This window comes from Streptomyces sp. Tek67B01 (genome assembly GCF_055231995.1).
Genome location: NZ_JBUYUY010000001.1, coordinates 2,820,574 through 2,841,937, shown reverse-complemented (window position 1 = coordinate 2,841,937; position 21,364 = coordinate 2,820,574). Strand labels below are relative to the sequence as shown.

Below are 21,364 nucleotides of genomic sequence, written 5' to 3'. Positions count from 1 at the left end.
CGGCCGGGCGTGCGCGCGTGTCCCCGATGAAGGGGGGTGATCAGCCGGTGAACGGCTTGACGTCGAGGATCTTGACGGCCGCCTTCTTGCCGTTGGGCAGCTCGTACTCGGCGTTCTCGCCGATCGTCTTGCCCATCACGCCCATGCCCAGCGGGGACTGCGGGGAGTACGTCTCGAAGTCCGAGGACGCGTACTCGCGCGAGGCCAGCAGGAACTCCATGGTGTCGTCCTCGTCGCCGTCGAAGGCGATCTTGACGAGGGTGCCGGGGGCCACCACGCCGTCGGAGGCGGGTGCCGTGCCGACCTTGGCGTTCTCCAGCAGCTGCGTCAGCTGGCGCACGCGCAGCTCCTGCTTGCCCTGCTCCTCCTTGGCCGCGTGGTAGCCGCCGTTCTCCCGGAGGTCGCCCTCTTCGCGCGCGGCCGCGATCTTCGCCGCGATCTCCGTGCGGGCAGGACCAGAGAGGTAGTCCAGCTCCGCCTTCAGCTGGTCGTACGCCGCCTGGGTCAGCCAGGTGACGCTCTCGCTCGTCTGGGTCACGGGTGCTCCTCGTCGGTACAGGGGACTACAAAGCCGCCAGCGGCGGACGAAACCACGAGCCTAACAATTCGGGAAGAAAAGGGGGAGGACACCTTCCGTATGAAGTGTGTCATCGCCAGTCACGGAGCCCCCCGCGCACCGGCCGGATCAGCGTGCGGCAGCCGCCTGGCAGCCCACCAGCTCCACCATCGTCGCGCGTCCCGTGGTCTTGAGCGAGACGACCTCGTCCACGCGCGTGTCGCGCTGCGCGAAGGTGAAGTCGGCCCGTCCCACCTCGCCGTGGTCCTTGTCCTGGGAGCTGAGCGTGCACACGCCGGTGACGGAGGCGTCCTTGCGGACCTCCAAGTGGACCTTGACCTCGTTCGCGGAGACGATCTGGAACTTGATCACCTCGGCGCTGACGCTCTGGCCGGCCACGTAGTCCCAGCCGATCCAGCCGACGACACCCAGCAGCGCCACCCCGAGCACCGAGCCGACGATCTTGAGCTTCCGGTCCGCCCGGTCGTCCGCCGTACGGCCGTACCGGCCTTCGGGCAGTCCCTCGCGCACCGTGCTCATCGACCGATCCTTTCGAGAGGGCCCAGCGGGCCGGGGAGCGGCATCGCCGCCGTATCCCACCCCAGGAATTTTCCGTCCCCCGATTCGGTCACTATAGAAGCCTTCGCCCTGACGAATCACAGAGGATCCTGTCTTGACCGAGCAGCTTCGACTGATGGCCGTCCATGCCCACCCCGACGACGAGTCGAGCAAGGGCGCGGCCACCATGGCCAAGTACGTTTCCGAGGGGGTGCCCGTGCTGGTCGTGACCTGCACCGGGGGCGAGCGCGGCTCGATCCTGAACCCCAAGCTCCAGGGTGACAAGTACATCGAGGAGCACATCCACGAAGTACGCGCGAAAGAGATGGACGAGGCGCGCGAGATCCTCGGCATCGAGCAGGAGTGGCTCGGCTACGTCGACTCCGGGCTGCCCGAGGGCGACCCGCTGCCGCCGCTGCCCGAGGGCTGCTTCGCCCTCGCCGACGTCGACGAGGCCGCCGGTCGTCTGGTGAGGAAGATCCGCGCCTTCCGGCCGCAGGTGATCACCACGTACGACGAGAACGGCGGGTACCCGCACCCCGACCACATCATGACCCACAAGGTCACGATGGTCGCCTTCGACGGCGCGGCCGACACCGAGAAGTATCCGGAGGCCGAGTTCGGCCCCGCCTACCAGCCGCAGAAGCTCTACTACAACCAGGGCTTCAACAAGCCGCGCACCATCGCCCTGCACGAGGCGCTGCTCTCCCGCGGCCTGGAGTCCCCGTACGGGGAGTGGCTGGAGCGCTGGAAGGAGTTCGAGCGCAAGGAGCGGACGCTGACCACGCACGTCCCGTGCGCCGACTTCTTCGAGATCCGTGACAAGGCACTCATCGCGCACGCCACGCAGATCGACCCCGACGGCGGCTGGTTCCACGTCCCGATGGAGATCCAGAAGGAGGTCTGGCCCACCGAGGAGTACGAGCTGGCGAAGTCGTTCGTGGACACCACCCTCCCCGAGTCCGACCTCTTCGCGGGCATCCGGGAGAATGCGTGGCTATGAGCGCTACGCAGGCAGCAGTCACCCAGCTCCTTCCGCTGGCCGCCGACACCTTCGACAAGAACAAGGTGACCCCCGGGCTCCTGGGGTTCATCGTGTTCGCCGCTCTCGCCCTCGGGGTGTGGGGCCTGATGAAGTCCATGAGCCGGCACATGGGCCGGGTCGACTTCCAGGAGGCGCCCGAGCCGGTCGCCTCCGCCACCGACCCGGACACCCGCAAGCCGTAGCGGCCCCGCACCGGCAGGTGCCGTGACCGTACCCGAACGCGGTCACGGCGCGGCACGGTCACGGCGCGCTGCGGTCACGCCGACGCGAGGCGACGCCCGGTCACGGCGACGGGAGGTCACGCCGACGCGCGGTCACGGCGCGGCACGGCGTCGTCACGGCACGCGGACACCCATGATCTCCCGCGAGCGGAGGTTCGGCACCAGGCCCAGACGCCAGGCCTGCCAGCCCTCCGCCGGGTCCACGCCGCGGCCCAGGATCACCGCGTAGGAGTCCAGACAGTCCGCCAGCCGGCCGTCCCGCAGCGGATGCGGGGCCGCCGACAGCCGGGCCAGCTCCGCCTCGGCCTGCCGAGGGTCGGCCGGTACCGCGTACGGCAGCAGCGTGCAGCGCAGGAAACGGGCCCAGTCCTCGCCGCGCAGGTCCCCGTACGAGACGAACAGCCGCGCCGCCTCCTCGCACAGGACCACCGCCTGCGACAGCCGGCCGTTGCCCGCGTCGATCACCGCCAGCTCCAGGCACGTCCACCCCTCCCCGTGCGCCAGCCCGATCCGCCGGAAGTCGGCGCGCGCGTCCACCAGCAGTTGTCGGGCGAAGCCGGAGTTGCGCAGGTTCCCCGTCTGCGCCGCCCGCTGGTCGCGGGTCACCCGGCCCGAGTGGTGACGGGCGTGCGCCAGCCCGTACACGTCCCGCATCCGAGAGAACATCGCCCGGGACCGCTCCAGCTCCCGCACCGCCGCGTCCCGCTCGCCGCCCTCCTCCAGCGCCTGCCCGAGGTAGTACAGCGTCCACGCCTCGCCCCGCGCGTCCTCCGCGAGCCGGTGGCGGGCCAGCGCGTCGCGCAGCCGCTCCAGCGCCGGCTGCGCGTCCCCGGCGACGACCCGGGCCCGCCCCAGCTGGGTCAGCGCCCACGCCTCGCCGCGGTCGTCGCGGGTGCGCCCGTACAGCTCCAAGGCCAGGCGCAGCTCCGCCTCCGCCCGCTCCACCGCGTCCAGGCGCAGGTGGACCTGCCCGAGCTGGAGGTGCGCCCACGCCTCGCCGTGCACGCTCTCGCTCTCCCGGTGCAGCGCGAGCGAGCGCTCCAGCAGGGACAGCGCCTCCGCGAGGAGCCCCCGGTCGCGCTCCACCGCCGCGAGCGCGTGCAGACCCCACGCGCGGTCGCCCGCCAGGTCGTCCCCCTCCTGGAGGGTCAGCGCCTCGCGCAGCCGGGCCGCCGCCTCCGGGAGATTGCCCTGGTGGTGCAGCGTGATGCCGAGGGAGACCAGGGCCATGGCCGCGCCCGCCTCCTGCTCGGCCTGCATGTACTGGTCGACCACCGACGTCAAGGTGGTGCGCGCCTTGTCCAGGTCACCGAGCTGGCGCGCCGCGATACCCGTACGCCACTGCACCGAGCGCGCCAGCCGGCCGCCCGGACCGGCCCCGCCGCCCTCCACGGCCCGCGCCAACTCGTTGATCTCCCCCAGCCGGTAGAGGTCCCCGCGCAACAGGCAGAAGTCGCAGAGCGCGCCCAGCAGGTCCAAGACCGCCTGCTGGTCCACGTCCTCCGAGTGCCGCAGCGCCGCCGTGATGAAGCTCGACTCGTCGTCCAACCAGCGCAGCGCCGCGTCGAGGGAGGCGAAGCCGTGGCCGCCGAAGTGGTGGGCGCGCGTCGACATCTTCCCGTCGACCATCCGGATCACCGAGTCGGCGAGCTGCGCGTAGTTGCGGATCAGCCGCTCGTGCGCGGCCGCCGCCAGGGCCCGGTCCTCGTCGGCCGCGAGCCGCGCCGCCGCGTACGCGCGCACCGCGTCGTGCATCCGGTACCGCTCCCCGCGCACGTGGTCGAGCAGCCCCGCGTCCGCCAGCTCGCGCAGCATCCGCCCCGCCTCCACCGGGTCGGCGTCGATCAGCGAGGCCGCCGCCGACGGGCCGAGCGAGGCGCGCCCCGCCAGGGTGAGCCGCCGCAGCAGCCGCCGCCGCTCCTCGGGCAGGCGTACGTAGGCCAGGGCCAGCGCCGCTTCGAGTCCACCGCCGGCCGGCCCCGGCACCCGGCCCAGCGGGGCCAGCACCCGCAACGCGAGCGGCAGCCCGGCGCCGAGTTCCAGCAGGGCCCCTTCCGTCCCCTCGTCGTACGGGGCTTCGCCCGCGGCCTCGACCGAAGCCCGGACCAGCTCGGCGGCCTCCGGCCGGGCCAGGCGCGTGACGGGCAACTGGTGCACCCACGCCGCGAGGTCCTGCGGCAACTCCAGCGGGCCGGACGCCGTCACCAGCACCAGGCTCTCCGAACGCTCCGGCACCAGCGCACGGACCTGCGCCGGGTCCACCGCGTCGTCCAGGACCACCGTCACCGGCTGCCCCCGGAGGTGCTGGTGGTACAGCTCACCCAGGCGCCGCACCTGCTGCTCCGCCGACGCGCCCTCACGGAACAGCAACTGCTCGCGCGGGGCGCCGAGCCGGTTCAGCAGGTGCAACAGCGCCTCGCGGGTGGGCAGCGGGGCCTGGCCCGCCTCCGCCGCCCCGCCCCGCAGGTCCACTACGCACGCGGCCCGGAACTGGTCCCGCAGCGCGACCGCCGCCCGTAGCGCCAGAGCCGTGCGGCCCGAACCCGGCTCGCCGTGCAGCACCACGACCACGGGCCGAGTCTCGGTACCGGCCCGCGCCGCCAGGACCCACCGCACGATCCGTGCCAGCTCCTCCCGCCGCCCCGCGAACACCGGTTCCGCCTGCGGGAGCTGCCCGAAGGACTGCTCCAGAGCGCCCCGTCGACGGGCCTGCGCGCTGCGGTCCGTGCCGCGCAGCGCGGGACCGCTCCCGCCCGCGGGCTGCTTGGCGAGGCCGACGACACCGCCGGCCGCCCCGACCGGGCCGCGCGAGCCGGTGCGCACCGCCGCCACCAGCCGCTGCTGTTCCAGGAAGGGCCGTATCCCGCGCACCTCCAACACCGAGAGCCAGTGGAGCCGCAACTGCTCGGCGCCGCCCGGCCGGCCCGAGACACCGGCTCGCCGGTTCGCGGCCGGCAGGTGCAGGGCCGTCACCTTGGCCACCGTCGCCGCGGCCCCGGCGACGCCCGCGACCAGGCCCGCGCTGAGGGCGGTACCCGCCGTCACGCCGAAGGCCAGGTCGGCGCCGGCGGCGGCCGCCGCGGCGACACCGGTCACCAGCAGGGCGGTGGAGGTGTTCGCGCGCCGGAACGCCTCGGCCAGGGACTCCTCCCCGGCCGCTGCCTCGTCCAGCGCCCGTACGTACGCCTCGTACTCCTCGGCGGCGGCCTCGGCGATCCGGTCCAGTGCCTCCCGGCCCCGCGCGAGCAGCGCCGCCTTGTCGACCGGCGCCCCCACCGTGGCCCGCCGCGCCTCCTCCTCCACGGCCCGCTCCAACAGTCGCTCGGCCTCACCGCGATGGCTGTCCCGCATCGGCGTCCCCTCAGAGAGCTCCGGCAACGAGCCCCAAGTGTCCTGCCGGACACCGGCGAGGGCGAGCGATCTGAGCTAGTTCAGAGGGAGTTGGCGCCTGCGACCGCCAACGCGCGCATATATCCACGGCGGCCCTCACCGGCCGGGAACCCCGTCCACGTACGCGTGCTGCCACTGGTGCCGGTCGCCGCACGAACCGGGTGGTTCGGGGCTTTCATGCCTCCTTGATGATCACGCGACTTCCGCAGAGCCTCGACCAGTCGTCGCGGTCGGAGGTCAAAACCACGACGGGCGTCGGAGCGCGGAGCGCGAGAGCGGCGACGAGAGCGTCGATCGCGAATTACACCGGGGGTTTCCGTGTGTGTCCGGCAGTCCCTGCCGCAGAACGTCCCGTCAAAGGCACCACGTCCCCAGGCTGTGGCGGCTGCCGTTCCAACGCCGGAAAGGCTCGGTCGGCACAGAGTTCCTCCCGTGGCGCCGGGAGTTGTGGGACGACCTGTTCGGAACCCCGCTACGGTGCGCGGTCCCCGAATCGGCGGGTCCGAGGGCCCCGTCACCGGGCGGGCGGCGCCGCTTGCGGCAGGATGGGCCCCATGTCGAACCGCCTCGCGAACGAGACCTCGCCGTACCTGCTCCAGCACGCAGACAACCCCGTCCACTGGTGGCCCTGGTCGTCGGAGGCCTTCGAGGAGGCGCGGGAACGCGGCGTGCCGGTGCTGCTGAGCGTCGGCTACGCGAGCTGTCACTGGTGCCACGTCATGGCCCACGAATCGTTCGAGGACGAGTCGACCGCCGCCCAGATGAACGAGAACTTCGTCAACATCAAGGTCGACCGCGAGGAGCGGCCCGACGTCGACGCCGTCTACATGGAGGCCGTCCAGGCCGCCACCGGGCAAGGGGGCTGGCCCATGACGGTGTTCATGACCCCCGACGCCGAGCCGTTCTACTTCGGGACCTATTACCCGCCCGAGCCGCGCCACGGCATCCCCTCCTTCCGGCAGATCCTCGAAGGCGTCCACACCGCCTGGGCCGAGCGTCGCGAGGAGGTGGCCGACGTCGCGCAGCGCGTCGTACAGGACCTCGCCGGACGCAAGCTCGACTACGGCAAGGCCGGCACCCCGGGCCCCGAGGAGCTCGCGCAGGCGCTGCTCGCCCTGACGCGCGACTACGACGCCGCGCGCGGCGGGTTCGGCGGCGCCCCGAAGTTCCCGCCGTCCATGGTGCTGGAGTTCCTGCTGCGCCACCACGCCCGCACCGGCTCCGAGGGCGCCCTCCAGATGGCGGCCGACACCTGCGAGGCCATGGCCCGCGGCGGGATCTACGACCAGTTGGGCGGCGGCTTCGCCCGGTACTCCGTGGACCGGGACTGGGTGGTGCCGCACTTCGAGAAGATGCTCTACGACAACGCGCTGCTCTGCCGGGTCTACGCGCACCTGTGGCGCGCCACCGGCTCGGACCTCGCGCGGCGCGTCGCGCTGGAGACCGCCGACTTCATGGTCCGCGAGCTGCGCACCCGCGAGGGCGGCTTCGCCTCCGCGCTGGACGCGGACAGCGAGGACCCGGCCACCGGCAAGCACGTGGAGGGCGCGTACTACGCCTGGACCCCCGCGGAGCTGACCGAGGTGCTCGGCGAGGACGACGGCACGCCGGCCGCCGTGTACTTCGGGGTGACCGACGAGGGGAACTTCGAGCACGGCACCTCCGTGTTGAGGCTGCCGCAGGACGGGCCCGCCCTCGACGCGCGGAAGGCGGCCGGGATCAGGGAGCGGCTGCTCGCCGCGCGGTCGCGCCGCCCCGCGCCCGGCCGGGACGACAAGGTGGTCGCCGCCTGGAACGGGCTGGCCATCGCGGCGCTCGCCGAATGCGGGGCGTACTTCGATCGGCCCGACCTGGTCGAGCGGGCCACCGAGGCCGCCGACCTCCTGGTCCGGGTGCACATGGACGGCAAGGCCCGACTGGCGAGGACCAGCAAGGACGGCCGGGTGGGCGCCAACGCGGGTGTCCTGGAGGACTACGGCGACGTCGCCGAGGGCTTCCTGGCGCTCGGCGCCGTCACCGGTGAGGGGGTCTGGCTGGAGTTCGCCGGGTTCCTCCTCGACCTGGTGCTGGACCGGTTCACCGCCGAGGACGGCTCCCTGTACGACACCGCGCACGACGCCGAGCGGTTGATCCGCCGCCCGCAGGACCCCACGGACACCGCGGCGCCCTCCGGCTGGACCGCCGCCGCAGGTGCGCTCCTGTCGTACGCCGCGCACACCGGCTCCGAGGCGCACCGCACGGCGGCCGAGCGGGCGCTGGGAGTGGTGCACGCCCTCGGTCCGCGCGTGCCGCGGTTCATCGGGCACGGGCTGGCGGTCGCGGAGGCGCTGCTGGACGGGCCGCGGGAGGTGGCCGTCGTCGGTCATCCGGACGACCCGGCGACGGCGGCCCTGCACCGGACGGCGCTGCTGGGGACGGCCCCGGGGGCGGTCGTGGCGGTGGGTCCGCCGCGGCGGGCGGACGGCAGCGGCGGCGAGTTCCCGCTCCTGGCCGACCGCGCCCTCGTGGAGGACCGGCCGACCGCGTACGTCTGCCGGCACTTCGTCTGTTCGCGGCCCACGACGCAGCCGGCCGAACTCGCGGAGCAGTTGGGTTCGGTCGTCGCGTCCTGACGGGCCCGGCCGGCCGCCCGCGACGCTCGCCGCGGGCGGCCGGGGACGGTCCTAGTGCCGGTACGCGGCGATGGAGATGCCGATGTAGTGGGCGACGAACGCCGCGAGGGTCAGCGAGTGGAAGACCTCGTGGAACCCGAAGAAGCGCGGGGAGGGGTTGGGGCGCTTCATCCCGTAGATGACGCCCCCCGCGCTGTAGAGCAGGCCGCCGGCGATCACGAGGACCAGGACGGCGATGCCGCCGGTCCGCAGGAAGTCGGGCAGGAAGAAGACGGCCGCCCAACCCATCGCTATGTAGCAGGGCGTGTAGAGCCAGCGCGGTGCGCCGACCCAGAAGACGCGGAAGGCGATCCCGGCCGCCGCGGCGATCCACACCGCCCACAGGAGCGTCCGTCCGGAGGAGTCGGGGAGGAGGAGCACCGTCAGCGGGGTATACGTCCCCGCGATGATCAGGAAAATGTTGGCGTGATCGAGCCGCCTCAGCACGGCCTCGCCCCGCGGCCCCCAGGTGCCGCGGTGGTAGACGGCGCTCACTCCGAAGAGCAGGCAGGCCGTCAGCACATAGACCCCACAGGCCACTCGGGCCCTGGTCGTGTCGGTGAAGGCCATCAGAACGAGGCCGGCGACCACCACGGCGGGGAACATCCCGGTGTGCAGCCAACCGCGCATGAGCGGCTTGAGCTCCGCGGGGCCCTCGGGGGCCATTTCGGCCACGACGGCGGCGTCAGAAGTCATACCGCACATGCTACCTACGGGTCCGTAGGTTTCCCTTAGTGTGCTTTACGGAAGATTGACACGAGTGGCGATGCTCACGTGAGAAGCCCTCTGGACATATGCGCATACGCACCGGATGATCAGATGAGTGCGGTCGGCACCGGATGAGCGGAGCGCGAAGCGTCCGGGTCGCAGCCCCCACGGGGCATACACCAAACAAACCCCTCAACAAGGAGCAATCGTGGCGCGCGACAACGCGGCTCCCACCACTTCCATCCCGACGAGCCACACGGAGCTCATTTCCTGGGTCGACGAGATCGCGGCCCTCACCGAGCCGGACCAGGTCGTCTGGTGCGACGGCTCCGAGGCCGAGTACGAGCGCCTGTGCGAGGAGCTCGTCTCCAAGGGCACGTTCAAGAAGCTCGACCCGGCCAAGCGCCCGAACTCGTACTACGCCGCCTCCGACCCCTCCGACGTCGCGCGCGTCGAGGACCGTACCTTCATCTGCTCCGAGAAGGAGGAGGACGCGGGCCCGACCAACCACTGGAAGGCCCCTTCCGAGATGAAGGAGCTGTTCGCGGGGGAGAAGGGAATCTTCCGCGGCTCCATGAAGGGCCGCACGATGTACGTCGTGCCCTTCTGCATGGGCCCCCTCGGCTCCGAGCTCTCCGCGATCGGCGTCGAGATCACCGACTCCGCCTACGTCGCGGTCGCCATGCGCACGATGACCCGCATGGGCAAGGCCGTCCTCGACGAACTCGGCACCGACGGCTTCTTCGTCAAGGCCGTCCACACCCTCGGCGCCCCGCTGGCCGAGGGCGAGGCCGACGTCCCGTGGCCGTGCAACACCACCAAGTACATCTCGCACTTCCCGGAGACCCGCGAGATCTGGTCCTACGGCTCCGGCTACGGCGGCAACGCCCTGCTCGGCAAGAAGTGCTACGCGCTGCGCATCGCCTCCGTCATGGCCCGCGACGAGGGCTGGCTCGCCGAGCACATGCTGATCCTCAAGCTCACCCCGCCGCAGGGTGAGGCCAAATACGTCGCGGCCGCCTTCCCGTCCGCCTGTGGCAAGACCAACCTCGCCATGCTGGAGCCCACGATCCCCGGCTGGACGGTCGAGACCATCGGCGACGACATCGCCTGGATGCGGTTCGGCGAGGACGGTCGTCTCTACGCGATCAACCCCGAGGCCGGTTTCTTCGGTGTCGCGCCGGGCACCGGCGAGCACACCAACGCCAACGCCATGAAGACGATGTACGCGAACACCGTCTTCACCAACGTCGCGCTCACCCCGGACGGCTCCGACGTGTGGTGGGAGGGCATGACCGAAGAGGCGCCCGCGCACCTCATCGACTGGAAGGGCAACGCCTGGACCCCGGAGAGCGACACCCCGGCGGCCCACCCCAACGCCCGCTTCGCCGTCCCGGCCTCGCAGTGCCCGACGATCGCCCCCGAGTGGGAGGACCCCAAGGGCGTCCCGATCTCCGCGATCCTCTTCGGCGGTCGCCGCGCCTCCGCCGTCCCGCTGGTGACCGAGTCCTTCGACTGGAACCACGGCGTCTTCATCGGTTCGAACATCGCCTCCGAGAAGACCGCCGCCGCCGAGGGCAAGGTCGGCGAACTGCGTCGCGACCCCTTCGCCATGCTGCCGTTCTGCGGTTACAACATGGGCGACTACATGGGGCATTGGATCAAGGTCGGCGCCTCCGCGGACCCCGCGAAGCTCCCGAAGATCTACTACGTGAACTGGTTCCGCAAGAACGACGCGGGCAAGTTCGTGTGGCCGGGCTTCGGTGAGAACAGCCGTGTCCTCAAGTGGGTCGTGGAGCGCCTCGACGGCAAGGCCGAGGGCGTCGAGACCCCCATCGGCATCCTGCCGACCGTGGACTCCCTCGACACCGAGGGCCTCGACCTCCCGGCCGAGGACCTGGAGTTCCTGCTGACGGTCGACAAGGAGGTCTGGCGCGACGAGGCCGCCCTGGTCCCCGAGCACCTGAACACCTACGGCGACCACACGCCGAAGGAACTGTGGGACCAGTACCACGCGCTCGTCGAGCGCCTGGGCTGATCCCGACCTCCCCGCCTGCCGCCTGATCAGGGCCGGTCCCGGTCCTCCCGGCAGGTCGTGTACGTCCGCCGACGGCGGGCCTCCGTTTCCGGAGGCCCGCCGTCGCGCGTTCACCGAAGGCGAAGTGTCCCGCTTTCCACGCTGGTTCGGGTGAACGTCGGCCGTCCGGGCGGTCCCGCTTCGAAATGCTGTGTGAGCCTGCGGGTGCTGGTGGGCCGCGCGGGCGGCGGGGAGGATCGGGCCATGGGCGTGAGCGCGTTGAAGTGGCAGGGCTGGCTGGTCGGCCTGGTGGTGGTGGCCGGGCTCCTGGTGTTCGCCCCGCTGGGCCTGTACGTGTGGGCGAGCGGCGGCGGGTCCGGCGCGGCGTTGCCGCAGCGGCCGGCGGCGCAGGACGTACGGGTCACCTCGTGCCGGGTCGAGCCGGCGAGCCGGCGGGTGGTGGCGTCGGTCGAGGTGACGGGCCGCGCGGCGGGCGGTGGCTCCGCGGCCGCCGGTGGTGTCGAGAGCGGTGGGGCCTACGTCGTCACGGTCGAGTTCCGCGAGAGCGCGGACCCGGCGCCGGGGGCCCGGGCGGCCCAGGCTCTGGTGCGGATTCCGGGAGTGGCGCCCGGGGCGACGGAACGCGGCGAGGCGGTCGGCCCCGTGTGGCTGGCCGCGAAGGTCCCGTGGTGCGGGGTGGCGGCGGCGCAGTTCACACCGTCACCCTGAGGGTGTGTGGCGCCCGGTCCGGAGCCTCCGCGGCCCCGGACCGGGGCCGTCAGTGGGCGCCGGCCCGGTCCTGGGACTCAAGGGCGGCGGCGTGGGCGTCCATGCGCTCGGCGGCGAGGATCGCGACGGTGGTGTCGGCGCGGGACGCGGCGACGAGCAGCGCCCGACCCGCGAGGTCGTGCGCGCGTCGGTGCAGCCGTGCCGGTTCCGACGACCGGTCGTGGGCCGTTCGCTCGTGGGCCGCCCGGGTGGGACGGGACCCGCGCAGACGCGTGACCTGGTCGGCGATACGGGCGGCCGCCTCGTCGAGCCCGAGCTCGTCGGTGACGGCGAGGAGCGCCGCGAGGTGCCCGGCGAGCTGGATGTCCAGCGCTTCGCCGCGGCTGCGGTGCGGGTAGTCGGTGCGGCCGCCGGGCATGCGGTGGACGACCGGCTTGGTGCGGATCGGCTCGTACATGAGGAGGCCTCCTGCGGGGTCAGGAGACCATCCTACATTGGATCGGTTCTAAAGTTATGCTCGATCTGGTGAGACTCGAGTCTCCGGCGAGCCCGGAGCGATCCTGAGGCGGCGGCGGTACGAGCCGGCGGTACGAGAGGTCTGGTAGCAGGAGTCGTATCGCCGCCCCCTGGCTCTAGAACTGGCCGTACCCCTCCAGGAAGTTGCCGATCCGGGTGACCGCGTCCGCCAGGTCCTTGGTGTTCGGCAGCGTGACGATCCGGAAGTGGTCGGGCTCGGGCCAGTTGAAGCCCGTACCGTGCACCACCATGATCTTCTCGGCCCGCAGCAGGTCGAGGACCATCTGCCGGTCGTCCTTGATCTTGTAGACGGCCGGGTCCAGCTTGGGGAACAGGTACAGCGCGCCCTTGGGCTTCACGCAGCTGATGCCGGGGATCTGTGTCAGCAGGTCGTACGCGGTGTCGCGCTGCTCGCGCAGCCGTCCGCCGGGCAGGACGAGGTCGTTGATCGACTGCCGGCCCCCGAGCGCGGTGGCGACGGCGTGCTGCGACGGCATGTTGGCGCACAGTCGCATGTTCGCCAGGATCGTCAGGCCCTCGATGTAGGAGGAGGCGTGCTTCTTGGGGCCGCAGACCGCCATCCAGCCGGCCCGGTACCCGGCGACGCGGTAGTTCTTGGAGAGCCCGTTGAAGGTCAGGGTCAACACGTCCGGCGCGATGGCGGCGGTGTTGGTGTGGGTGGTCCCGTCGTACAGGATGCGGTCGTAGATCTCGTCCGAGCAGACGACCAGGTTGTTGCGGCGTGCGATGTCCGTCAGGCCGCGCAGCATCTCGTCGTCGTAGACGGCGCCGGTCGGGTTGTTGGGGTTGATGATCACGATGGCGCGGGTGCGGTCGGTGATCTTGCGTTCGATGTCCGCGAGGTCCGGCATCCAGTCGGACTGCTCGTCGCACCGGTAGTGCACGGCGGTGCCGCCGGCGAGGCTGACCGAGGCCGTCCACAGCGGGTAGTCCGGCGCCGGGACCAGCACCTCGTCGCCGTCGTCCAGCAGCGCCTGCATGGACATCTGGATCAGCTCGGAGACGCCGTTGCCGAGGTAGACGTCCTCGACGTCCAGCTCGATCCCCTTGGTCTGGTAGTGCTGCATGACCGCGCGCCGCGCGGACAGCAGACCCTTCGCGTCCCCGTAGCCGTGGGCGGTGCCCAGGTTGCGGAGCATGTCCTCGAGGATCTCCGGCGGGCACTCGAAGCCGAAGGCCGCGGGGTTGCCGGTGTTCAACTTGAGGATGCGATGACCTGCCGCTTCGAGCCGCATCGCCTCTTCGAGGACGGGTCCGCGGATCTCGTAGCAGACATTGGCGAGTTTCGTTGACTGGATCACCTGCATGACGGGAGCTTACGGTCCCGGGGGCGACGGCGCCGCTTTATTCCGACACCTTCCGCCGGGTCGATATGTCCCGATTCGGGAGATGCGGAGGCCGTGAACCGCACGCCCCTTGGAAACCGTGGCCCATCCCGCGCTCCCCCTGCGGAACGACACTCTTCGCGCCGTGCGGGCCGTCCCGGTGTTGCGCTCGTCACCCCACGCCGTACCGGGCCTGCGTGAACCCGCCGCCCAGGGCCTTGACCTCCCGCAGGGTGAGTTCCACGTCCTTGTCCAGCGCGCCGAAGAGCGGCAGGCCCGAGCCGAGGAGTACCGGCGCGGTGGTGAGGGTGAGTTCGTCCAGGAGGCCCTCGCGCAGGAACGTCGTGACCATCCGGCCGCCGTCCACGTAGACGCTCCTCGCCCCCTGCTCCGTCAGGGCCGTCAACAGCTCCTCCAGCGAGCGGTGCACCGTCACGCGCGGGTCGTCCGTGGTCAAGGTGGTGCTCAGGACCGCCACGCGCTTGCCCTCGTAGGGCCAGAACCCGAAGGTGAGCACCTTCTCGTAGGTCTTGCGGCCCATGGCGAGGGTGTCGATCCCGGCCATGAACTCCTCGTAGCCCGTGTCCCCGGCCGCCTCGCCGCGGGTGGTCAGCCACTCGATGTCGCCGTCGGGGCGGGCGATGAACCCGTCGAGGCTGATGCCTATGGTCACGGCGGTGCGGAAGGTCCGGTCCAGGGTCATGCGGGGTCCTTTCGGTCGGTGACGCCGGTGGTGGTGGCGTCGGTGGTGGTGGCGTCGGCGCGGTGGGGCGCGAGGGCGGCGGTGAGGGCGGCGCGTCGGCGTCCGGCGAGGTCGCCCACGTGGTCGACGGCCCAGAGCAGGCCGGCTCCGGTGACGGCCGCCTGAACGGTCTCGGTGAGCGCGGCGACATCGGTGCCCGGGCGGAGTTCGCCCGTGTCCGCGGCCCGACCGAGCAAGGAGTGGCAGGCCTCGCGTTCGGCCCGCTGTGAGGCGAGCGCCAGGTCGCGGAACTCCGGGTCGGCCAGGTCGGAGCAGAGGAACGCCAGGTGGTTCGCGTACGCGTCCGCCGTGACCACCGCGCTCCAGGTCTCGGCGACCAGCCGGGTCAGCGCGTCGAGCGCCGAGCCGTGCTCCCGGACGACCCTTTCGCGGAGTTCGGCGAAAATCCCGGCGCCGTGCCGCGCCAGTGCGAGCAGCAGCCCGCGCTTGGAGCCGAAGCGTTGTACGAGCGTCGCGGGCACCAGCCCGACCTCCCGTGCCACGGCGGCGAGGGTGAGCTTGGCGGGCCCGGTCCGGCCCATCACCTGGACCGCCGTCCGCAGGATCACGGAATCGTCGACGCCCCGGGGTCGTCCGGCCATGCCCCACCTCCGTACCGGCTCGGAGCCGGTGAATAAATGACTGTTCATTTATTGCAGCACGCAAGCCTTGCCCGCGGGTGGAATTCGGCTAGAGGCGGCCGTGGCGGGCCGCCGCGTGGTGCCAGAGGCGGAGCAGGTACGGATGGTGGGGGGCGGAGCCGGCCGGGCAGCGGTCGAAGTGGGTCACCCGGCAGGTGTCCGTGGGCACCCCGTCGCCCAAGTGGACCGCCGTGCCGTCGGAGCCGATGCGGTAGCGGTGGTCCGGCGGGACCAGGTGGTGCGGCACGCTCCCGGGATGCATCAGGATCCACCGGCTGTGCGCCGTACGGTGCCAAAGGGCGGCGTCGCCGCAGGACCGGCAGGCGCCGGGGCGACCCGCACGGCCGTCGGGCGCGCCGATCGCCGCCAGGGCGCCGGCCAGGACGTCGCCCACCGCGACCGGCGTGCTGGATTCTTCGCGCAACGGGGTCCCACCTCCGTGCCGTTGGTAGCACGACACGGGGACGCGCGACCGCCGGACGGGGGACCGGTCACCCCTACGGGTGGTCGAATCGGTCGAGGATCACGAGCGGGACCTCGCCGGGCGCCGCGGCCGCCTGGTGCTCCTCCCAAGCGGGCCACAGCGCGGTCAGCGCCTCCCAGTACGTCTCCCGCTCCACCGGGTCCGCCGTGCGGGCCAGCGCCCGGAAGGAGAGGGCGCCGACCTGGAGCCGTACCTCGGGGTGGGCGGTGAGGTGGGCGTACCACCGCGGCGCCGGGGCGCCGGGGGTCGGACCGGAGGCCACGACGAGGTGGCGGGCGCCGTCCCGGACGTAGATCAGCGGGGTGCGCACGGTGCGGTCCCGCTCGCGGTCGACCGTGGTGAGCAGGAGGGTCGGGACCCCGTGCCAGAGGTGGCCGTCGAGGCCCCCCGAGCCGACGTAGGCCCGTACGTGGTCCAGGGCGCGGCCCGGTCCCGGGTCGGTGGGGTGGTCCCAGTCGATCACGACGGTCTGCATCACGGCGTCCTCCGGCTTCGGCCCCCCGCGGCCTAACGACGCCCGGCGCCCGGTGGTTGCGCGCTCGGCGATGACCGCCCCCGGTCCGGCCGGGCGGGCGCGGACCGGAGGCGGCCCCCTGGACCTGCCCCGTACCTACGGCAGGTAGCGCTCGATGACCGAGGGGCCCTCGCGCTCGATCATCTTCCGGGCCTTCTCGACCCGCTCCGGAGTCGGGTCGGCGCCCGTCGCCATGACGAGGTCCTCGGGGTCGTAAGGCCGCTCGCCGCCGGTCCACAGCTTGGACGGGCGGTCCGTGTTCTGGGGCTGCTGGTCCGATTCACGTTCCATCGCGTACCTCCTCGGGGGGTCCCCGTTCCCCATCATCCTCCGGCGCCCGCGTCATGAACGCACGTCGGCCACGACGGTGTCCCGCTCTGCCCCGCCCGGCCGCGCCCGCCCCGCGCCGACCTCAGTGCACGACCAGCGTCAGCACCACGCCCAGCGCGAACAGCGACCCGCAGACGGCCAGGTTGACGCCCTTGTGCTCCATGAACACCGCCGCGAACTCGCGGATCGTCGCGCTCGGCCAGAAGTACGCGGCCGTCGGCGCACCCAGCACCTGCCCGTTGACCCCGGCCTTGCGGGCCATCATCGCCGCCCGGAAGGCGTGGAAGTTGTTGGTCACGACCACGCACCGGTACCCCGGCGTGTCCTCGGCCATGATCGCCGCGCTGAGGGAGAGGTTCTCCTCCGTCGTACGGGAGCGGTCCTCCAGCCGGATGTGCTCGGCGGGCACGCCCTCCGCGATCAGCCAGTCCGCCATGGCCCGCGCCTCGGGGACCTTCTCGTCCGATCCCTTGCCGCCCGACGGCAGCAGCACCGGCGCAGCGCCGCCCCGGGCGCGCTGGGCCTCGTAGATCCGCTTGCCCTTGCGCAGCCGGGAGGCCAGCAGCGGCGGCACCCGGTCGCCGCCGACCAGGCCCGACCCCAGCATGACCACGTAGTCGACGTCGCCGCGCACCTTGATCCGCCCGTAGAGGTAGGCGTAGGCGAGGAAGCAGAGGAAGAGGAAGGCGACGTACGCCGCGATCAGGACCACCATCGCGGTCATCCCGGCCAGCTTGACCGAGCCGCTCAGCGCGGTGACGAGGGCGAGCCCGAGCACCCCGAAGATCGCGAGGCCGGCCAGCAGGGACAGCAGGTTGCCGAGGCCGCCGCCCTCCTTGCGCACCATGGTCACACCGTTGGCCACCAGGAAGCAGGCGAGCGCCACCACCCCGATCGCCGGGACGAGGAACACGGCGACGACCAGGACCACGGCGACGCTCGACGGCAGTCGCGTGATCCGCGCCAGCAGTCCCAGCGCCAGGCTGACGAACGTGAGCCCCAGCAGGACCGCGTTGCGAAAACGCCGGCGGTCCTCCCGCACGCTCAGGCAGAAGAAGACGAACAACGCCGCGGCCGGGGCAAAAGCGATCATGGCGGTCATCGTAGGCGCCGCGCGTGAAGGGCCCGCGGGCCGCCGGCGCCGTCGACGACACGACCTACGGCTTCGGGGTCCTGCGGACCGCGCGCCCGGCCAGGACGTCCGTCCTGCGCCCGTCGCGCATCACGAAGCGGCCGTCGATCAGTACGTGCGGGATTCCGGTCGGCAGCGCACGCGGGTTCTCGTACGTCGACCCGGCCGACACCGTGTCCGGGTCGAACAGCACCAGGTCGGCGCGGTAGCCGGGCCGCACCAGTCCCCGGTCGGGCAGGCGCAGCCGCGCCGCGGGGCGGCCGGAGAGGTGCGCGACGCACTCCTCCAGGGACAGCACGCCCAGCTCGCGCACGTACCGGCCGAGGTAGTGCGGGAACGTGCCGTACGCCCTCGGATGGGGTTTCGCGCCCTGGAGGATGCCGTCGGAACCGCCGGTGTGGGCGGGGTGGCGCATGATCGTCCGGACGTTCTCCTCGTGGCCCACGTGCTGGATGACGGAAGGCCGCAACCGGTCACCGAGCAGCAGCCGCCGAGCCTCCTGCCAGCCGCTCAGGCGGGTGCCCACGCAGCCGCCGAAGGCGGGGTCCCCGACACCGGACACCTCGACCGTCGACCAGTCCACCGGCACCCCGTGGCAGCCGTCGGAGCCCTCGACCTCCAGCGCGTACCCGATCCGCGCGGCCTCGCAGTCGTCCCGCAGCCGGGCGAGCACCGCGTCGGGGCCGCCCGCGTGGGCCCAGCCCGGCAGGAGGGCGACGAGCGTCGTGCAGCCGGGGGTGTACGGGTAGCTGTCGAGGGTGAGGTCGGCGCCCTCCGACAGCGCCCGGTCGAGGAGGGCGAGCAGGTCCCCCGCCCGGCCCCGGTTCTCGGCGAAGTTCATGGTGGCGTGCGCGAGGTGCAGGGCGCAGCCCGCCTCCCGGGTCAGGGCGATCATCTCGGCGTAGGCGGTCAAAGCGCCGCGCCCGTACGAGCGGTGGTGCGGGCAGTAGTAGCCGTCGTACCGGGCCACCACCCGGCACAGCTCGGTCAGTTCGGCGTCACCGGCGTACATGCCGGGGGTGTAGGTGAGCCCGGAGGACATGCCCACGGCGCCCTCGGCCAGGCCGTCCGCGACGAGCGCGCGCATCCGGTCGAGTTCGGCGGGGGTGGCCGGGCGGTCGTCCCAGCCGACCGCGTAGGCGCGGACGGTGCCCTGCGGGACGAGGTAGGCGGCGTTGACCGCGATGCCGGTGGAGTCGAGCCGGTCCAGGTATCCGCCGACGGTGCGCCAGTCGAAGTCGATGTCGTCCCCGGAGCCGTTCCAGCCGGCGATCGCCGCCCGGACCCCGGCGAGGGTGCGGTCGTCGGCGGGCGCGTAGGAGAGGCCGTCCTGGCCGAGGACCTCCAGGGTCACGCCCTGGGCGGCCTTCGCACTGTGGTCCGGGTCGCGGAGCAGGGCCAGGTCGCTGTGGGCGTGCATGTCCACGAAGCCGGGGGCCAGCACCAGGCCGTGCGCGTCGAGGGTGCGCCGGCCGCCCGTCCTGATCCGCCCGCCCGGCTCGGTCCGCCCGCCCGCCCCGATCCGGCCGATCGCCTCGATGCGGCCCTCGTGGACGGCGACGTCCGCGGTGTACGAGGGGACGCCGGTGCCGTCCACGACGCGGGCCCCTCGGATCACCAGGTCCACGGGGCGCCGGGCCGTCCCTTCCGCATCACGCGGGACCAGCCGCCTAGAAGAAGGTGCGGACGTAGTCGCCGACCGTGCCGTCCGCCTCCACCACCGGGATCAGCGGCCACTTCTCGAAGATGGTGCAGGGGTGGGACATGCCGAGCGCCACCCAATCGCCCACTTGGAGGTCGTCGGCCGCGTCGGTCTCCAACCAGGCGTGCTGATCTGACAGTTTGACCACCCGGACGCCGCCGGCGGGCCGCTCGACGCCGTCGAGCGGGTCCCGTACCAGCTCGACCTCGGGCAGCCCGAGGTCGTACGCGATGTCGCGCTTGCCGGCGTTGACGAAGGCCTGGGTGGGGGAGGGGCGGGAGACGACCTGCGTCCACAGGCGGAACGCGGGGCGCAGGGCGCCCTCCTCGGGGAGGCGGTTGAAGGGCGTCAGACGCGTGTACCAGCCGTGATCGTGGGAGACGTACGCACCCGAGCGCAGCAGCCGCAACGTCGGCCGCGACAGCTCCGGCAGCTCCGCGAAGACGTCGGCGACGGCGTCGAACCAGGCCGAACCGCCGGCGCTGACGACGATCTCCGCCACGTCCGGGGAAAACCGGCCCGCCTTGTCGAACTCGACGGCGAGGCCGGTGAGCCGGCGCAGGTACGCGTGCACGGAGTCCGGGTCCGCCCCGGGCACCTCGGCCTCGTACCCGGCGACGCCGACCAGGCGCAGCGTGTCGCTCTGCGCGACGGCGTCGGCGACGGCGCGGCAGTCCTCCTCGGTGCGGGCGCCCGTGCGGGCCCCTTCACCGGCGCCGAGCTCCACGACGACGTCGACGGTGGCGCCCCGGCCCGCCAGGGCCCGGTCCATGAGCCGGACGCCGCGCACGGAGTCGACGTAGCAGACGAAGCGGAACTCCGGGTCGGCGGCGAGTTCACCGGCCACCCAGTGCAGGGCGGCGGCGTCGACGAGCTCGTTGGCGAGGAAGATCCGTCGGATGCCGAACGCGCGGTAGACGCGGGCCTGGTGCGGCACGGCGGCCGTGATGCCCCAGGCGCCGTGGTCCAGTTGCCGTTGGAAGAGCTGCGGGGCCATGCAGGTCTTGCCGTGCGGGGCGAAGGACAGCCCGTGCCGCAGGGCGTACGTCTCCAGGGCGGCGAGGTTGTGGGCGAGCGCGTCCGCGTCGAGGGTGAGGACCGGGGTGGTGAAGCCGCCGGTGAACAGGTCGCGGCGCTCGGCGGCGAGCCGGCCGACGGTCAGGGCGGAGCGTTCGGCGTCCGGCGGGAGACCCTTGAAGCGGTGGTCCACCGGTTCGTCGGCGAGCCGTCGGACTTCGTCGCTGCCCATGCGGAATCCTCTCGCGTCGCGCTGTGCGCAACGTCCATTGCAGGTGGTGCCCGTCGCTGTCTAACATCCCCGATGACGACGGGTCAACGGGGGACGGTTCCCCGGCGGCGGTGCGCGAAGGGACGGGGCGTGAGCCGGTCGGTGGAGCGGGCCCCGCGCGTCCTGCCCGCCCTGGCCCGGGGCCCGGCGGGGCTGAACCGGCTCACGGGCCACACCGTGCACCTGGCCGTGCACCAGGAGGCCTTCCCGCGGGAGCCGGCCCTCGTGCGGGAACAGGCCGACGCCGACGCCCTCCTCGAACTGCTGCCCCTGGTACGCCGTACCGCCGACACCATCGGCCGGGAGTGCTCCGCTTCCGGCGACGAACACCGAGACGATCCCGCACAGGAAGGCGCCCCATGACAGAGAAGACCGCCGTCACGCCCGAGACCCACAACGCCCCGCCCGCGAAGTTCTCGCACGGCGTGCGCAAGGGGAACATCCTCCAGGTGGCGGGCCAGGTCGGCTACCTGCCGTACGTGGTGGACCAGCCGCCCGCCCTCGCCGGTCCGTCGCTGCGCGAGCAGACCCTCCAGACCCTGGAGAACGTCCGCGCCGTGCTGGAGGCGGGCGGCGCGACCTGGGAGGACGCGGTGATGATCCGCGTGTACCTCACCGACACCGCTCGCTTCGCCGAGATGAACGAGACCTACGACGCGTACTTCGAGGAGCAGGGGATCAAGGAGGCCCCGGCCGCCCGCACCACCGTCTACGTGGGCCTGCCCGCCGGGATGCTGGTCGAGATCGATGCGCTGGCCGTCCTGGGTTAGGCCCGCGCGAAGGGCGCCCCCCTG

At 72.4% G+C, this 21,364-nt stretch carries 21 protein-coding genes and 1 pseudogene; 7 read left to right on the top strand and 15 right to left on the bottom strand.

Annotation, left to right across the window (positions count from 1 at the left end; genetic code table 11):
• Window positions 1–40: 40 nt before the first annotated feature.
• Both greA and ACV7NM_RS12560 read right to left on the bottom strand, forming a co-directional pair.
• Window positions 41–538 carry a transcription elongation factor GreA gene (gene greA / locus ACV7NM_RS12565; RefSeq protein WP_361310152.1) on the bottom strand — a complete coding sequence of 166 codons (498 nt, stop codon included), beginning with the start codon at window positions 536–538 and terminating at the stop codon, window positions 41–43.
• 147 nt (window positions 539–685) lie between these two features.
• Window positions 686–1,096 (bottom strand): DUF4307 domain-containing protein, encoded by a 411-nt coding sequence (locus tag ACV7NM_RS12560; protein WP_463410382.1) that lies wholly within the window; start codon window positions 1,094–1,096, stop codon window positions 686–688.
• 133 nt (window positions 1,097–1,229) lie between these two features.
• On the opposite strand from ACV7NM_RS12560, the gene mca reads away from it, so the two are divergent.
• Together mca and ACV7NM_RS12550 are read left to right on the top strand one after the other, a co-directional pair.
• On the top strand, window positions 1,230–2,117 hold the full coding sequence (gene mca / locus ACV7NM_RS12555) for a mycothiol conjugate amidase Mca (protein ID WP_463410381.1): 888 nt from the start codon (window positions 1,230–1,232) through the stop codon (window positions 2,115–2,117).
• Window positions 2,114–2,341 (top strand): hypothetical protein, encoded by a 228-nt coding sequence (locus ACV7NM_RS12550; RefSeq protein WP_463410380.1) that lies wholly within the window; start codon window positions 2,114–2,116, stop codon window positions 2,339–2,341. The genes mca and ACV7NM_RS12550 overlap by 4 nt, the downstream gene beginning before the upstream one ends.
• A gap of 153 nt (window positions 2,342–2,494) precedes the next feature.
• Here ACV7NM_RS12550 and ACV7NM_RS12545 read toward each other — a convergent pair whose 3' ends face one another.
• Window positions 2,495–5,731, bottom strand: a complete 3,237-nt coding sequence (locus ACV7NM_RS12545) for a tetratricopeptide repeat protein (RefSeq protein ID WP_463410379.1) — start codon at window positions 5,729–5,731, stop codon at window positions 2,495–2,497.
• Window positions 5,732–5,945: 214 nt separating this feature from the next.
• Window positions 5,946–6,071 (bottom strand): annotated as a pseudogene (locus tag ACV7NM_RS12540) (DNA-binding protein); the annotation flags it as partial.
• A gap of 253 nt (window positions 6,072–6,324) precedes the next feature.
• Between ACV7NM_RS12540 and ACV7NM_RS12535 the strand changes: the two are divergent.
• Window positions 6,325–8,382 (top strand): thioredoxin domain-containing protein, encoded by a 2,058-nt coding sequence (locus ACV7NM_RS12535; RefSeq protein ID WP_463410378.1) that lies wholly within the window; start codon window positions 6,325–6,327, stop codon window positions 8,380–8,382.
• Between the two features lie 51 nt (window positions 8,383–8,433).
• Here the strand turns inward: ACV7NM_RS12535 and trhA are convergent, their stop codons facing one another.
• Window positions 8,434–9,117, bottom strand: coding sequence for a PAQR family membrane homeostasis protein TrhA (gene trhA, locus ACV7NM_RS12530; RefSeq protein WP_463410377.1), 684 nt, complete (start codon window positions 9,115–9,117; stop codon window positions 8,434–8,436).
• A 220-nt stretch (window positions 9,118–9,337) separates the two neighbouring features.
• Here trhA and ACV7NM_RS12525 point away from each other — a divergent pair, with 220 nt between their 5' ends.
• Both ACV7NM_RS12525 and ACV7NM_RS12520 read left to right on the top strand, forming a co-directional pair.
• Complete coding sequence (locus ACV7NM_RS12525; RefSeq protein ID WP_463410376.1) at window positions 9,338–11,167, top strand: phosphoenolpyruvate carboxykinase (GTP); 1,830 nt, start codon at window positions 9,338–9,340, stop codon at window positions 11,165–11,167.
• A gap of 249 nt (window positions 11,168–11,416) precedes the next feature.
• A complete protein-coding gene (locus ACV7NM_RS12520; RefSeq protein WP_463410375.1) occupies window positions 11,417–11,875 on the top strand; it encodes a hypothetical protein in 459 nt (152 codons plus the stop codon).
• A gap of 49 nt (window positions 11,876–11,924) precedes the next feature.
• Here ACV7NM_RS12520 and ACV7NM_RS12515 read toward each other — a convergent pair whose 3' ends face one another.
• From ACV7NM_RS12515 to ACV7NM_RS12470, 10 genes are all read right to left on the bottom strand, one after another.
• Window positions 11,925–12,332: an SCO4983 family protein gene (locus ACV7NM_RS12515; protein WP_463410374.1), complete on the bottom strand. Its 408-nt coding sequence runs from the start codon at window positions 12,330–12,332 to the stop codon at window positions 11,925–11,927.
• 175 nt (window positions 12,333–12,507) lie between these two features.
• Window positions 12,508–13,719, bottom strand: a complete 1,212-nt coding sequence (locus ACV7NM_RS12510; RefSeq protein ID WP_463410373.1) for a pyridoxal phosphate-dependent aminotransferase — start codon at window positions 13,717–13,719, stop codon at window positions 12,508–12,510.
• A 190-nt stretch (window positions 13,720–13,909) separates the two neighbouring features.
• Entirely contained in the window at window positions 13,910–14,440 is a 531-nt protein-coding gene (locus tag ACV7NM_RS12505; protein WP_463410372.1) for a dihydrofolate reductase family protein, read from the bottom strand.
• A complete protein-coding gene (locus tag ACV7NM_RS12500) occupies window positions 14,437–15,081 on the bottom strand; it encodes a TetR/AcrR family transcriptional regulator (protein WP_463410371.1) in 645 nt (214 codons plus the stop codon). Before ACV7NM_RS12500 ends, ACV7NM_RS12505 begins: the two co-directional genes overlap by 4 nt.
• A gap of 88 nt (window positions 15,082–15,169) precedes the next feature.
• Window positions 15,170–15,544 carry a DUF6083 domain-containing protein gene (locus ACV7NM_RS12495; RefSeq protein ID WP_463410370.1) on the bottom strand — a complete coding sequence of 125 codons (375 nt, stop codon included), beginning with the start codon at window positions 15,542–15,544 and terminating at the stop codon, window positions 15,170–15,172.
• 73 nt (window positions 15,545–15,617) lie between these two features.
• A complete protein-coding gene (locus ACV7NM_RS12490; protein ID WP_463410369.1) occupies window positions 15,618–16,079 on the bottom strand; it encodes a nitroreductase/quinone reductase family protein in 462 nt (153 codons plus the stop codon).
• A 135-nt stretch (window positions 16,080–16,214) separates the two neighbouring features.
• A complete protein-coding gene (locus tag ACV7NM_RS12485; protein WP_463410368.1) occupies window positions 16,215–16,409 on the bottom strand; it encodes a hypothetical protein in 195 nt (64 codons plus the stop codon).
• Window positions 16,410–16,530: 121 nt separating this feature from the next.
• Window positions 16,531–17,541: a YdcF family protein gene (locus ACV7NM_RS12480; protein WP_463410367.1), complete on the bottom strand. Its 1,011-nt coding sequence runs from the start codon at window positions 17,539–17,541 to the stop codon at window positions 16,531–16,533.
• A gap of 64 nt (window positions 17,542–17,605) precedes the next feature.
• Window positions 17,606–19,207 (bottom strand): N-acyl-D-amino-acid deacylase family protein, encoded by a 1,602-nt coding sequence (locus ACV7NM_RS12475; protein ID WP_463410366.1) that lies wholly within the window; start codon window positions 19,205–19,207, stop codon window positions 17,606–17,608.
• A 43-nt stretch (window positions 19,208–19,250) separates the two neighbouring features.
• Window positions 19,251–20,531, bottom strand: a complete 1,281-nt coding sequence (locus ACV7NM_RS12470) for an amino acid deaminase (RefSeq protein WP_463410365.1) — start codon at window positions 20,529–20,531, stop codon at window positions 19,251–19,253.
• A 129-nt stretch (window positions 20,532–20,660) separates the two neighbouring features.
• Between ACV7NM_RS12470 and ACV7NM_RS12465 the strand changes: the two genes are divergently transcribed.
• Together ACV7NM_RS12465 and ACV7NM_RS12460 are read left to right on the top strand one after the other, a co-directional pair.
• Complete coding sequence (locus ACV7NM_RS12465) at window positions 20,661–20,933, top strand: hypothetical protein (RefSeq protein ID WP_463410364.1); 273 nt, start codon at window positions 20,661–20,663, stop codon at window positions 20,931–20,933.
• The gene (locus tag ACV7NM_RS12460; protein WP_463410363.1) at window positions 20,930–21,340 is read left to right on the top strand and encodes a RidA family protein; all 411 of its coding nucleotides are present in this window, start codon (window positions 20,930–20,932) and stop codon (window positions 21,338–21,340) included. Before ACV7NM_RS12465 ends, ACV7NM_RS12460 begins: the two co-directional genes overlap by 4 nt.
• Window positions 21,341–21,364 lie beyond the last annotated feature (24 nt).